Here is a 15,633-nt window from a genome sequence, read left to right as displayed (position 1 = left end):
GGTATAATCTGAGCATGTGATGAATAGCCGGCCGTTGCCGGTGGGTGAGCCATGTACGGCAATGCAACAGGCACCGTCCGTTTTCGGACGCTTTCTTTAAATGCACATTCCTAAAGTGTTTGTTTATAGTAACTTACATGCTTGGCACAGGTATTGGAACATGAAATCACAACGTTTCATTACAGCTAAACACTCTCCATGCTACATATCTTTTTTAAAACGATCTTTCGAAATCTCAGGAAGAATAAAACGTACAGCTTCCTCAATATTTTCGGATTGGCAACCGGCATCGCCTGCGCCGGCCTTATTTTTTTATGGGTGGAGGATGAGGTGAATTACGACAGCTTTAATGCAAAGAAAGATGAATTATACATTATTCGGGTAAACCAGCTTTACGACACGTACGCCGCTACTTTTTCTTCAACCCCGGGAGTAATGGGGCCGGCTTTGCAGGAAGATATTCCTGAAATTGTAAATGCCTGCCGGGTAACAGAAGATCAGACCTCCCTGCTTTTTACCATAGGAGATAAACCGGTATATGCTTCAGGGAAATACGCAGAGTCTTCATTGTTCAGCATGTTTACATTGCCTTTTGTACAGGGCAATGCAAAGCGCGCTTTTTCACAATTGCATTCCCTGGTCATCACAGAAAAGACCGCCAAAAAGTTCTTTGGCAATGAAAATAATGTGCTGGGAAAAACAGTAAGGGTGGATAATAAGCAGAACTATGTGGTAACAGGTGTTTTGAAGGATCTGCCCGAAAATTCTTCCCTGAAATTTGAATGGCTGTCGCCTTTTGATATTTTTTACCAGCAAAGCCCCTGGGCGCAGACATGGGGAAATTTTTGTCTCAATACCTATGTGGAGCTCAGGCCCGGAAGCAATCCGACATCAGTAAATAAAAAGCTATACGATTATATCAGGCAAAAGCAGCAGTCAGAACAATCTGTAGTGCATGCATTCCTATTCAGCATGAACGACTGGCATTTATACGACCAGTTTGATAATGGCAATCTAACCGGTGGAGGCCAAATACAATATGTACGCCTGTTCACGATCATTGCATGGATCATTCTTTTCGTTGCCTGCATCAATTTTATGAATCTTGCCACGGCCCGCAGCGAAAAACGTGCGCGGGAAATAGGCGTAAGGAAAGTGCTGGGCTCAGGAAGAAAAAGACTGATCGGCCAGTTTATGGGTGAAGCATTGTGCATGGCGGCGTTTGCTGCAGCGGTTTCTGTTATCCTAATGTCTTTGGCATTGCCTGCATTTAACGCCCTGGTGCAGAAGGATCTTTCGCTGGGCTTACATCATCCCGTTCATATAGGAGCATTATTATTCGTTACATTGATATGCGGACTGTTAGCAGGCAGCTATCCTTCCCTGTATTTATCATCGTTTAACCCGGTATTTGTTTTAAAAGGAATAAAACTAAAAACGGGCAGCGCTGCTTTTATACGAAAAGGACTGGTAGTAGCGCAATTCACTGTTTCCATCGTGCTCATTATCGGAACGATCATCATTTACCGGCAAATTCAGCATGTAAAAACCAGGAACCTCGGTTTTAATAAAGACAACCTGTTACAGATGAGGTTACAGGGAGATATGCTGAAAAACTTCTCCGCTATCAAGTACGATTTAATAGCTACCGGTGCAATCGAAAATGCGGCCCTCGCTGATCATGAAACGATATACGACGGGAACAATACCGGCAATATTACATGGCCGGGCAAAGACCCCAACAGCAATATTCTTATTTCACAACGATTGGTGAGCCCCGAATTCATATCCGTTACAGGTATGCATATCAATGAAGGAAGAGACTTCAGATCAACAGACGTGGTGGAGATGGGGAATGATTTCGGGCCAAAATATCCTGACCGGTTGTTCAACATTATCATTACAGAATCGCTGGCAAAGCTGATCACCAGAGGAAGCGCATTGGGTATAGTACTACAGGTTCCGGGTCAAAGAGAAAACCAACATTACAACCTGAAAGTAACCGGCGTGGTAGCAGATTATGTGTATGGCAACATGTATGGCAAATCAGACCCGGTGATATTTTATTGTATACCACAGGTTACAAGCTTGCTGTACCTGCGTACAAAAGTGCAGGCAAACACAGAGCAGGCTCTGGCGAAAATAGAAGCCGTAATGAAAAAACACAACCCCGCCTACCCTTTCGAATACAGGTTTGTTGATGATCAGTTCAACCAGATGTTCATCAATGAAATGCTGATCAGCAGGTTGTCGCAGGTGTTTGCGGCGTTAACCATTATTATTTCATGCCTGGGGCTGTTTGGACTTGCGGCATATACCGCCGAAAGAAGAACCAAGGAGATAGGCATACGCAAAGTGCTGGGTGCAAGTGTTTCAGGCATTGCAGGTCTGCTGTCCAAAGATTTCCTCCAACTGGTTTTACTCTCCTGTATTGTTGCATTTCCTTTTGCCTGGTGGATAATGACCAACTGGCTGCAGGGCTATGCTTACAGGATAGATATTGACTGGTGGATATTTTTAGCGGCTGGTGCTTTAGCCATGCTCATTGCCTTGTTTACGATCAGCTTCCAGGCCATCAAAGCAGCGGTGGCCAACCCGGTGAAATCGTTGCGCACAGAATAAAATGATAGCGGTCGGTACGCGACGAAGGAGCGTCAGATCGCGGATTATTTGAAAATTTGAAAAAGTGAAAATTTGAAAATAAAACAACCAACATGCGATGAAAGAAACATCGTATCCGAATACAGGAATTTGTAAATTAGAAATCGCTGAAAGCTGATCGCTGATGGCTCATAGCCCAGCCCACAGCTTAAATCAGGAATTAACAAACCAAGCATCATAAATCAATTTCTATGTTTAGAAATTATTTCAAAACCGCATGGAGAAATTTGTGGAAGAATAAAACCTATTCCGCAATTAATATTATCGGCCTTGCCATTGGCATGGCAGCCTGTATAGTTATTCTCCTTTTTGTTTTTTATGAAAGAAGCTTTGACAATTTCCATACAAAAAATATTTACCGGCTAAACGAAGTACAGAAATTTGAGGGCATGGTAGCCGCACAAAAAGTAGCTCTTACCATGTTCCCCATGGGACCCACATTAAAAGCAGCATTCCCCGAAATAAAAAATTTTACACGGATCAATGCAGCCGAAAATGAACCGTTATTCTTAGAGAATAAAAAAATATACATTAAAAGAATATGTTTTGTTGATTCTACCTTTCTTAACATTTTCGATTTCCCCTTATTAAAAGGCTCCCGAAGCAAAGCGCTGGAGAAGCCCAATAGCATTGTGCTGACCCAGGCTGCAGCAGAAATGTACTTTGGCAATACAGATCCTATAGGAAAAACGCTTGCCAGTTATGGCAGAAATGATACTACCCGCGTTGTTGTAACAGGTGTTTTGGAAAATATTCCCCGAAATTCCCAGTTACAATTTGATGCGCTGGTTTCTTTCAGCACCATTGCCCGTCCGGAATGGATGAACAATTGGGGAGGCAACTGGCTGAATACTTATCTTGAATTAACGCCCGGCACCGATATTGCTGCGCTTGAAAACAAATTCCCCGCCTTCCTTAAAAATCATATGTCGAACGATAACTGGAAAAATTATGAATTATTCCTCCTTCCGTTAAAAGACGTACATGCAGGCGCAACAGATATAGGGTTGGATAAATTCAACTACCAGCAGTTCGATAAAAATTACACCAATATCTTTTTTATTATCGCGCTCGTGGTATTGCTGATCGCCTGTGTAAACTTTATGAATCTTTCTACTGCCCGCTCTGCCGAAAGGGCAAGGGAAGTAGGTATAAGAAAATCAGTAGGTGCATTCCGGTGGCAATTATCCGTTCAATTTATCGGGGAATCTGTAATGCTGTCGCTTGTCGCCATGTTCCTTGCCATTATTCTCGTAAAGCTTTTTTTACCCTCCGTAAATCAGCTAAGCCAGCGGCAACTGGCTTTTCCCATTTTCACCAACTGGCAAACTGCGCTTTACGTCGTTGCCGGCTCCATTACCCTTGGAATAATGGCTGGTCTTTATCCTGCCGCCTATTTGTCTTCTTTTCTTCCTGTTAAAGTATTGAAAGGCTCCGTTCAAACCGGTAAGAACAAGGGAACATTAAGAAATATGCTTGTTGTTACACAGTTTGCCTCCGCCATCTTTCTCATTATAGCTACTGTTTTTGCGATAAAGCAATTGAATTACATGAAAAACAGGCCAACCGGTTTTGACCGTGAACAGATAGTGACCATTCCGTTTCGTGACAGGACTTCTGAAAAATTTGATATTTTAAAGAAAGATCTTCTTCAAAATACATTAATAACGTCTGTTACTGCTTCCCAGGATGTGCTTGGCAGTCACCTCGATCAGTCGGGCATTGAATTTAAAGGCGACGGGCCATTGCGCCAGCTTACTTCAACACGACTTATAGTTGATCCTGATTACCTCGCAACATATAAAATTAAACTGGCTGCAGGCAGAGACTTTTTACCCGGTCCTTCAGCCAATGGCCGGGAATACATCATTAATGAATCATTAGCAAAAGAATTAATGAAAGATGATACGAATGCTGATATGTCGTCATTATTGGGAAAACATTTCGGCTTCGATTCAACAGGTAAGATCGTTGGTATAGCAAAAGATTTCAATTTTAATTCTTTGCATCATAAAATTGAAACGATGTTCCTGTTCAATATGACCAATTGGGGCTTCAGCAATATGTCGGTGAAGATCAATGCCAATAAACCCAAAGAATCACTGGCCTTTATTCAATCCGTATGGCAAAAGAACTGTCCGGACGTTCCTTTCGAATACCAGTTTCTTGATGAACATTTTCAGGAAATCTATCGTGCCGATTCACAAATCAGCACCGTTATAGGCACATTGGCCATATTGGCAATTATTATTTCCTGTCTCGGGTTGTTTGGACTGGCTTCTTATTCCGCAGAGAAAAGAACAAAAGAAATAGGGATCAGGAAAGTATTGGGTGCATCATTGCAAAATATTGTGCTGATGCTATCCAAAGATTTTTTAAGATATGTTTTGATAGCCAACCTGATTGCCTGGCCGTTAGCAGGGTTAGCCGTTCACCGGTGGCTGCAGGATTATGCCTATCGCATTAACATCAGCTTGTGGATATTCCTGGTAGCGGGGGGAGTGGCAATATTAATTGCTTTTCTTACCATCAGCTTTCAATCTGTTAAAGCGGCCATAACGAACCCCGTTAAGGCATTGCGAAGTGAATAGTACAATGAAAGCGGTCGGCACGCGATGAAGGAGCGTCAGACCGCGCATTTAATGTGGAAATGTGAGAAATGTGAAAGTGTGGAAATGAAAGCGGTTAGCACGCAACGAAGGAACGTCAGACCGCGGGGTAGGGAGATAAGAATAGTACAAGTTTAAAATCATAAATCCATTATATGCTTAAAACATATCTGAAAACGGCAATAAGAAACGTGCAAAAGCACTGGAGTAATTCAATGATCAATATTGCCGGACTAATGGTAGGACTTGCAGCCTTTTTCCTGATCTTTCTTGTTGTACAGTACCAGGAAAGTTTCGAAGATTTTCACTTAAACAAAGACCAGATTTATCGTGTGGTTCGTATTGGAAGATCCGCAGAAAACCGCGAATACAGAACCGGTGTACCTTTTCCTGTTACGCAAGGTTTACGTACTGATATACCACAGTTGAAACGTGTTGCTGCCATTTATGGAGACAATGATGTTCAGGTGAGCACGACGGCAGAAGATGGAACAGTAGTAAAGAAGTTCAGGGAAAAGAATGTATGCTCCGCAGATCCCCGGTTCTTTGAGATGTTCAGCTTCCCCCTGATTGCAGGAAATCTAAAAACTGCGCTGAATGATGCTAATACAGTGTTGCTTACGAAAGATATCGCTGTTAAATATTTCGGTGATTGGCAGGCTGCTTTGGGTAAAACGTTGAAGCTGTATCAAAGAGTAATGAAAGTAACAGGCGTTCTTGATAACCCTCCGGCAAACACAGACTTCCCTTTAGGCGTTGTTGTTTCTTACTCCACGCTTATGAACCCGCAAAGTGCCGCCGACTGGTCAGGCATTTCAGATGATAACTATTGTTTTATTCAACTGGATAAAAATGCATCGGTAGGCCAGGTCAGCAAATTGATTGATCAGTTTACCGATAAACATATTAAACCGGTAAATCCCGGCTATTTTTTATCTCTCCAGCCATTAAAGGAAATACATTTTGATAAGCGCTATGGTAACTTCACCGGCCGCACTTTTGGTAAAGATCTTATACTGGCACTGAATATCATTGGCATTTTTCTCCTGGTTATCGCCTGTATAAACTTCATAAATATTACAACGGCAAGGGCTGTTGGCCGGGCTCGCGAAGTAGGCGTTCGAAAGGTGTTGGGTAGCAGCAGGAAACAGCTTATGGCACAGTTTCTTGGTGAAACCGGCATTACCACTTCCCTGGCTTTGCTGGGCTCAATGGTCATTGCAATAGCCTGTATATCCTTTTTAAATGGATTGCTGGATATCCATTTATCAGTTACTGCATTTTTGAAACCCGGCTTTATTCTTTGTGCTTTCATGACATTTTTTGCAGTAGTGCTTTTGTCAGGTATTTACCCGGCATTGGTTTTATCGGGTTTTAAATCAATCAATGTTTTGAAGAGCTCAGTTAATGTAAGTGTAAGGGGCATTTCTTTAAGAAGAGCTTTGGTTGTTTTTCAATTTGTAATTGCACAGGCATTGATCATCGGAACATTAATAGTTGCATCACAAATGGAATATTTCAGGAATGCAGACATGGGCTTCACTAAAGAAGCTGTTATTAATGCAGGTTTTCCGTCAGACAGCCTCAGCTATACCAAAATTGACGTTCTGAAAAATGAAATTGAAAAAATCAATGGAGTAAAACAAGTAAGCCTCAGCTTGTTTACCCCGGCGGGAAGCGGCGGCTGGGCTACGGATTTTCAAACAAATGATAATAACAAATCAAACCCAAAGATGATCGTACAGATGAAACCGGCAGATACTTCATTTTTCGGACTGTACAGCCTGAAGTTGATAGCCGGCCGTATGTATTTTCCTTCTGATACAGTAAGGGAATTTGTGGTGAATGAAACAGTTGTTAAAAATATGGGATTAACCGGCGCAGATAAAGCTGTAGGTAAAATAGTGAATGTTGCAGGCCGGCAGGGAACAATTGTAGGCGTTGTTAAGGATTATCATACATTTTCTCTGCGTGATGCTATTGGCCCCACCGTAATGACAACGATTAAACGCAGCTATCGTGTTGCCAATATAAAGATTGATTTACAAAAGGCACAACAGGTTATAGGCTCATTGCAAAAAGTATGGAACAACTATTATCCTGATTATGTATTTGAATATGATTTTCTTGATCAAACATTAGCTGCCTTTTATAAACAGGAAAATGAGATGGCAACATTGTATAAAATATTTTCAGGGATTGCCATTTTTATTTCCTGTCTCGGCCTATATGGTTTGATTTCATTCATAGCAGCTCAAAGGAAAAAAGAAATTGGAATACGGAAGGTTTTGGGAGCACCTACTTACGGTATAGCAGTGATGTTGTCGAAAGAGTTTACCATGCTTATCGTAATTGCATTTCTTATTGCAACGCCTATTGCATGGTATTTTATGCATGAATGGCTGCAACAGTATGTGTACAGGATAACAATGGGTGCCGGCCTTTTTATTGCAACCATTATTTGCTCGCTGGTTGTAGCATGGCTGGCTGTTGGCTACACCACAATAAAAGCGGCAATGGCAAACCCGGTAAAGTCACTCCGAACGGAGTAACAGCAAATGTGAGAAATGTGGAAATGAAAGCGGGCGGCACGCGACGAAAGAGCGTCAGATCGCGGTAAATGTAACGATATGAATTGCGAACGTGATAACTCACGGCTCAAAGCCCATAGGCCCGCAGCTTAAATCAAAAATCAACAAACTTGTCCGCCGGGGCGGATCAGAAATCATAAATCACCCTGTATGCTTAGCAATTATTTCAGGATTGCATTCAGAAACCTGATGAAGCACAAAACTTTTTCATTCATCAATATTCTCGGATTAACCATTGGTATCGCTGTTTGCATGATGATCTTTCTTTTCATCATGAATGAATTCAGCGTGGATCATTTTCATAAAGACGGAGACCGCGTTTATCGTGTGATGCGGGGTTATAAGAACGATGGGCAGACAAGAAGTGTGTCTTATTTGTCCGGCATGTACGCCCCCGCGTTACAGAATGATTTTAAAGGCCAGGTTGAAAATGTTGTCCGGGTCAATCAAAACGACAATCTTATTACCATTGACAACCGGTCTTTTCATGAAAAGAAAATAATTAATGCAGACAGCAATTTCTTCAGCTTCTTTTCATTTCCTTTGTTAAAAGGAAATCCGCGAACCGTATTACAGGAGCCTCATAGCGTTGTATTAACCGAAACAACTGCAAAAAAGTATTTCGGGAACATTGACAATGCTTTCGGGCAAACGGTTCTGCTTGATAAAGATATTCCCCTTAAAGTTACCGGCATTGCCAAAGACGTTCCTTCCAATTCGCATCTTGAATTTGAACTGGTGATCCCGATTGAAAATTATAAAGACAGAACCTGGATGACCACCTGGATCAATAATGGCATTTATACTTACATAAAGCTATTGCCGGGTATAACAAGATCACAGGTAGAAAAACAGTTTCCCGGCTTCATTGAAAAATATTTAGGCAGCGACTTGCGCAGGTATGGATTTCACTGGACGCTTTCGCTTACACCGCTAAAAGATATTTATTTTGAAACACCTGCTGAATTCGGCGGTGTTGTTAAGCATGGCGATAAAACGGCGGTATACATTTTTCTTTCTATTGCTATCCTTATACTTTTAATTGCCTGTATCAATTTTATGAACCTTTCCACTATCCGCGCAGCAGAACGTTCAAAGGAAGTTGGATTACGTAAGGTATTGGGCGCCTTGCGCAACAACCTGATCTGGCAGTTTATCGGTGAATCTGTTTTACTTACCAGCATCTCGTGCATACTTTCTGTGGCCCTGCTGTTAATGGCAATGCCCTGGTATAACCAGTTGCTGGGTTACACATTAACTGTTTCATGGAATGCATTATCCATCTGGCTGTTCCTTATTGGCATTGTGATTGTCGTTGGGTTTTTGGCCGGCAGCTATCCCGCATTTTTCTTATCGGCATTTTCACCCGTGCAAACCCTGAAAGGCAAATTAAGACTGGGTAAAAGCGGGGCATCATTCAGGCAGGTATTGGTGGTGGTACAGTTCAGCATTTCAGTATTTCTTATTGTTGGCACTATTATCATTACCAAACAAATGCGTTATATTAAGAACAAACAGCTCGGCTATAACAAAGAGCAGACCGTGATCGTTCCGATTGACAATAATGATATTTACCGCAACATGAATGCTTTTAAAACCGGTTTGCAAAATCAAAGCGCTGTGCAGGCTGTATCGTGTATGTCGGGACAGCCGGGCGGTTTTTTCGATGGGCACGTGTTTGATGTGGAGGGACGTAGTGAACGATGGAATGCAAGAACAGAATTTGCAGATTTTGATTTTGTAAAAGTGCTGGGATTAAAAATGATCGCAGGCAGGGATTTTTCGGCAGCGTTTCCAACAGACACAACCGGTGCCGTGCTGGTAAACAAAACAGCCGCAGCAAAACTGGGCTGGACGCCCGAGCAGGCCATTGGCAAATGGATACAAAATACCGTGCGTGACAATGCAAAGAGAAGGATCATAGGAGTGGTTGAAGATTTCAATTTTCAGACATTAAAAGAGAATATAGAACCGCTGGTGATCTCTCCTGCAGAAGACCGTAGGGTTGTGCTGATAAAATTAAAGCCTGGGAATGTTCAGGCAGGCATTGATCTTATTAAAAAGGAATACGGCAAAGTGGCGCCGGCTTACCTTGTAGAGTATACATTCCTGGATGAACAGTTCAATGATATGTATAAAAAAGATATCCGGCAGCAAACCATTTTATCTGTATTTGCCATGCTCGCAATATTTGTTGCGTGTCTTGGATTGTTCGGGCTGGCTTCATTTACCGCCACCCGGCGTTTCAAGGAAATTGGTGTGCGGAAAGTGTTGGGATCTTCGGTGCAGGGTATAGTGGTTTTATTGTCGAAAGATTTATTGAAGCCCGTGCTGCTTGCTACCTGCATTGCATTGCCTGCCGGTTATTGGGTGATGAGCAAATGGCTTCAAAATTTTGCTTACCAAACAGCGGTAAGCTGGTGGGTGTTTGCCCTGGCAGCATTGATAACTTTTGGTATAGCATTGATAACGGTAAGTATAAAAGCAATAAGGGCCGCGATGGCGAACCCGGTGAAATCGTTGCGCACAGAGTGAGGTTAATTTGAAATGCAGCGGTCAGCACGCGACAAAAGGAGCGTCAGACCGCGGATAAATATTAGAATGCTTAATGATTGCTGAAATCTGATTGCTAAAAAGCTACAATTTATGTTCACGGATTATTTTAAAATAGCGATCCGGAACCTGATTCGGAATAAAAGTTTTGCAATAATAAATATTGCAGGACTTGGAATAAGCATTGCTGCCTGTATATTAATTGGATTGTTTGTATATAACGAAATCAGCTTTGACGATCATGTTCCGGACAATGACAATATTTTCAGATTGAATGAATACGTGCATTACGATGGTACTGCACCACAGGTTTCTGCTGCAATAGACCCGCCTATAGCTCCTTTTCTTAAAAATAATCATCAGGAAATTGAAAGCTATACCCGTATTCTGCCTGCAATTCCATTTATTTATCCATCCATAATATTGGAATATGCTGGCAAAAAAATAACAATAAGCAATGCTGTTGTTACCGATTCTACATTCTTGGGAATGTTTAATCCCCCGATAGTAGAAGGTGATAAGAACAATTTCGTACGCAATCAAAATACCATAACGCTTACTCAAAGTACAGCATCTAAATTTTTTGGGAATGAAAGTGCTTTAAACAAAACCCTGGTTTTACATTCAGGTGATACCTCTTTATATGTGGTTGTGGATAATATTATCGCGGATTTTCCTGAAACTTCGCACATCCGGGCGGAAGTATTGCTTCCGGTGCCACACGATTTTGAAGAAAGCTTTTTGGGAACCAATTACGGAGCAATGATTGGACCTGCCTATATTAAATTAAAGCCTGGTATTAATATTGCTGCGCTTGAGTCCGGTTTAACTGAAACTATACATTCCAAAAATAAGTTTATTGATATACGCTTGCAACCTTTAAAGCAGGTGCATGCACAATCTACTGATATAAGCAATGATTTATTTAATTATAATAAAATTGATGGTACGTATATTAAAATTTTTATTCTTATTGGCATAGCTATATTTATAATTGCCTGCACCAATTTTGTTAATCTTACCATAGCCATCTCAGGATACCGGAGGAAAGGAATTGCGATAAAGAAAATCATTGGTGCAAAACGTATTCATATCGTATCGCAGATGCTTACGGAAACCTTCATTTCTGTGTTCTCGGCATTACTAATAGCTATATTCCTGGCAGTGATTTTTTTGCCCTTCCTCAATAATATTATGCAGCGCGCATTGGAAGTAGCCACTTTATTTCAATCCAATCTCGTTGCTATGTATATATTGGTGCTGTTTATCACAACAATTCTTGGTGGCGCATATCCGGCCTGGTTAATTTCATCTGCAAAAGCTAATGAAATATTAAAAAGTAAGATATTAATGAATCGTTCCCGCATTACTTTCAGGAACATACTGGTAACAGGCCAGCTTGTAATAGCAGTGATTTTTATCATTAGTACAATCGTTTTTATGCAACAACTCAGTTTCTTGCAAAATAAAGATTTGGGTTATTCTTACAGCCAGATACTAAAAGTGCCGCTTAGTATGCAGAACGCAGCTAAATTCCCGGTAATCCGGTCGGAGTTGTTGCAAATAAAAGGAGTAAGTGATATTGCTACCGGTTATACAGAGTTGGGCGGAACCGGATCTCTTTTCGAGGTTGACTATACTGCTCCCGACGGCCAACAAAAGCACGTATCGGTAAATTTTGAAAATGTAACAGCAAACTATGCCGGTTTCTTTGGAATGAAAATCATTTCAGGTACAGATTTTAGCGAAAACAATAACGCAACTCAATATATAATTAATGAAAAGCTTGCAAAGCATATTGGTTATTCCGATCCTGTAGGCAAGCCGATCAACTTATCCGGTGGCTGGCCTCAGGGAATAATAGTAGGTGTTATAAAAGATTTTAATTACAGTTCAATGCATTCCAGGATAGAACCTTTGCTGATTGGCTCCATAAATAATCCGGTGTTCAAAAAGCAATTGTATATCAAATTGTCTGCTTCAAAAATGTCTAAAGTGATAAAAGATATTGAATCCGGGCTCCGGTCTGTTTCTGGTGATCCGAATATCAGTATTCAGTTTCTTGATGAACATTTTAAAGAAGTATATCAATCCGACAGACAGGCAGCAACCATGATTACAATTATTGGCGGATTATCTATCACGCTTGCTTTCCTTGGATTGCTGGGTCTTGCTGCCTTTATCATAGTAAAGCGCACAAAAGAGATAGGTATTCGCAAAGTAGCAGGGGCAACAACCCAAAATATCGCATTCATGTTATCAAAGGATTTCATGAAGCTGATATCCATAGCCATGCTTATTGCCAGCCCCGTTTCATGGTGGGCAATGAATACATGGTTACAGGGTTTTGCCTACAGGATTAGTATTGGATTGAATGTATTTTTAATAGCGGGAGCTTCTATCACAATTCTTACCCTGATGGTAATCAGCTTTCAGACAATTAAAGCGGCGATGGCAAACCCTGTTAAAGCATTGCGGAGTGAATAAAGCGGTCAGCACGCAACAAAGAAGCATCAGTCCCCGGATTAATGTAAAAAGTTTAATTGCTGAAAACTGACGGCCGATAGCTCAAAGCCTCCAACTGTACTGTCCGCTTTCGTACACCATGCGTCCGGTTTCGCACACCATCACTACAAAACGGCCTTTTAAGTGTATGATTACCATATAGTTGGATGATGGCATACCGGTTGTTTGAAAACACAATATTTGAGTTATCCCCAGCTATCATGTTCAAAAATTATTTCACCACTGCCTTCCGGAATATCAGGCGCAGCAAGATCTATTCCTTCATCAATATATTTGGATTAAGTCTTGGGCTGGCATGCGCCATGCTTATTATCCTCTATGTAAAAGATGAAGTGAGTTACGACCGGTTCCATAAGAATGGCAATAATATTTACCGCATTGTATCAAAAAACAGCTATAAAGGTGAAGAGCGTAAAAGCGGCAATACCGGGTTTTTACAGGGTCCGCGGTTTGCAGCAAATGTTCCCGGCATCGAATCTTTCGTTCGTGTACGAAGCGGCAGGCAGGATATAAAAAAAGGTACTGATATACAAAGCCATGACCTGTTGTATGTAGATTCTTCCTTTTTCTCTGTCTTTAGTTTTCCTTTACTGCATGGTGATCCAGAGAGCTGTCTTACGGATCCAAAGTCAATTGTGCTTTCGGAAGATGAAGCGATAAAGCAGTTTGGCACCAGGGATGCTGTAGGCAGGATAGTGATGCTGAAAGCCGATTCTGTTTTCTCTCCGCACCGGGTATCGGCGGTAGCTAAGCGGGTTCCCCAAAACTCTTCCATCCAGTTCAACATATTGCTTCCTTTCCGGGAATCTGAAGAAGAAGCCCTCAATAACGACAATTGGTATAGTTTCTTTCTCAACACATTTGTTGTGGTTAATTCCAATAGTAATGTACCAACGATAGAAAGCAATATGCAGAAGTTTTACGAAGCCGATGCAGGAAATACTTTTAAGGCAATGGTACAAAAATACGGCATGGGAGATGATGCTTCAATGGGCACCTATTTTCTGCAGCCCTATATTGATATGCATATGAGCACGGAGCTGCCGGCTCAAAACGGGTTGACCAATGCAAGCAACCCGGTGTATTCCTATATTTTGTCGGGTATTGCGTTATTTGTGTTGTTGATCGCATGCATCAATTTTGTGAATCTCACTGTTGCGCGTTCAGTAAAGCGTGCAAAAGAGATCGGTATCCGTAAAGTAGTGGGTGGCGACAGAAGACAACTGATATTCCAGTTCCTCGGCGAATCTTTCATACTATGCTTTATCGCGTTTTCCCTGGCGGCGGTTGTTGTATGGACAATACTACCCCTGTTCAACGATCTTGCCAACAAGGCATTGAGCTTTTTTTATCTTTTTGATGCAAGGCTCATTGGGGGTTACATCTTACTTTTTTTATTGACCGGGCTGCTTTCCGGGTTTTATCCTGCGTTGATTTTATCCGGGTACAATCCTGTGGAAACTTTGTACAGCCGGTTCAATTTAAAAGGGAAAAACCATTTGCAGAGATCATTAGTGGTGCTCCAATTTGCGCTGGCCTCATTTTTAATTATAGCCACGTTTACCATTTACGCCCAGTTCAATTATCTCACGCATAAAGATCTTGGTTATGATGATCATAATGTTATTGAGCTGTACAAGGATCAGATAAAGCATGATGAAGCAGACTTGTTCAAAGCAGAATTGCAGAAAAACCCCAATATCCTTGAAGCAGCAGCCAAAAATGGAGGGCGGTGGTCTACCATGGCGAGAATATCCAATGATTCCAGTTTGCAGTTTGATTATGAAACGGTAGATGAATCATACATACCGTTAATGAAAATACCCATTGTAAAAGGCAGGAATTTTTCAAAGGATCATCCCGGTGATGCTGCTCATTCTATACTGGTGAATGAATCGTTTGTACAAAAGGCAGGATGGAAAGACCCGATAGGTGAAACGGTTAATTTTTTTTACCACAACAATGAAATTTATACGGTGATCGGCGTAGTAAAAGATTACCACAATAAAGCATTGGATCAAAAGATCGGCCCACAAATGTTCACGATGAAAAAAGATAACCTGTACGGTCTGTACGCGGTAAGAATAAAACCCGGCACAGAAACGCAGGTGCTCAATTATCTTCAGCAAACCTTCAAACAGTTTTACCCCCTGCATCCCTATAATTATGTTTTTAAGGACCAGCAGAAATTAAAAGCATATCAGCAGGAAGCAAAATGGAAACAGATCATTTTGTTCGGGGCCGGGCTCACCATTTTTATTTCATGCATCGGGCTGTTTGGACTATCCGTGTTATCTGCCGAAAAACGCACAAAAGAGATCGGTATCCGGAAAGTGTTGGGCGCATCCGTTAACGGCCTGGTTGGTATTCTTTCAAGAGATTTCTTAAAGCTGGTATGTATTGCACTTGTGGTGGCTATCCCTGCCGCATGGATGGCTTCTGATAAATGGCTGCAGCATTACCCCTACCGCATTACGCTGAGCTGGTGGCTGTTTGCCATAGCAGCTTTGCTTGTTATAATGATCGCCTTGTTAACGGTGAGCTTCCAGGCCGTAAAAGCAGCAGTTGCGAACCCTGTGAAATCATTGCGCTCAGAGTGAGCCGTCATTGCGATCCGCCGCGGCGGAGAAGCAAAAAGCAGCAGTCGGCACGCGACGAAGGAGCGTCAGACCGCGGGTTAATTTGAAAATTTG

6 protein-coding genes are annotated in these 15,633 nt (G+C 41.7%); all 6 read left to right on the top strand.

Translation table 11 applies throughout. The features are described from left to right. Nucleotides 1-198: 198 nt before the first annotated feature. The 6 genes from PLH26_RS01020 to PLH26_RS00995 all read left to right on the top strand — a co-directional run bounded on the left by PLH26_RS01020 (nt 199) and on the right by PLH26_RS00995 (nt 15,540). Nucleotides 199-2,622, top strand: a complete 2,424-nt coding sequence (locus PLH26_RS01020) for an ABC transporter permease (RefSeq protein WP_324584110.1) — start codon at nt 199-201, stop codon at nt 2,620-2,622. A gap of 230 nt (nt 2,623-2,852) precedes the next feature. Beyond that, a complete protein-coding gene (locus PLH26_RS01015) occupies nt 2,853-5,252 on the top strand; it encodes an ABC transporter permease (protein WP_324584109.1) in 2,400 nt (799 codons plus the stop codon). 173 nt (nt 5,253-5,425) lie between these two features. Beyond that, entirely contained in the window at nt 5,426-7,822 is a 2,397-nt protein-coding gene (locus tag PLH26_RS01010) for an ABC transporter permease (RefSeq protein ID WP_324584108.1), read from the top strand. Nucleotides 7,823-8,011: 189 nt separating this feature from the next. Continuing rightward, nucleotides 8,012-10,396, top strand: coding sequence for an ABC transporter permease (locus PLH26_RS01005; RefSeq protein WP_324584107.1), 2,385 nt, complete (start codon nt 8,012-8,014; stop codon nt 10,394-10,396). 111 nt (nt 10,397-10,507) lie between these two features. Continuing rightward, nucleotides 10,508-12,901 carry an ABC transporter permease gene (locus PLH26_RS01000; protein WP_324584106.1) on the top strand — a complete coding sequence of 798 codons (2,394 nt, stop codon included), beginning with the start codon at nt 10,508-10,510 and terminating at the stop codon, nt 12,899-12,901. A 239-nt stretch (nt 12,902-13,140) separates the two neighbouring features. Then, complete coding sequence (locus PLH26_RS00995) at nt 13,141-15,540, top strand: ABC transporter permease (RefSeq protein WP_324584105.1); 2,400 nt, start codon at nt 13,141-13,143, stop codon at nt 15,538-15,540. Nucleotides 15,541-15,633: the final 93 nt, after the last annotated feature.

This window comes from Agriterribacter sp. (assembly GCF_035444585.1).
GTDB lineage: Bacteria > Bacteroidota > Bacteroidia > Chitinophagales > Chitinophagaceae > Agriterribacter.
Note: the sequence above shows the minus strand (reverse complement) of the source record. Positions and strands in the feature narration are given on the sequence as shown.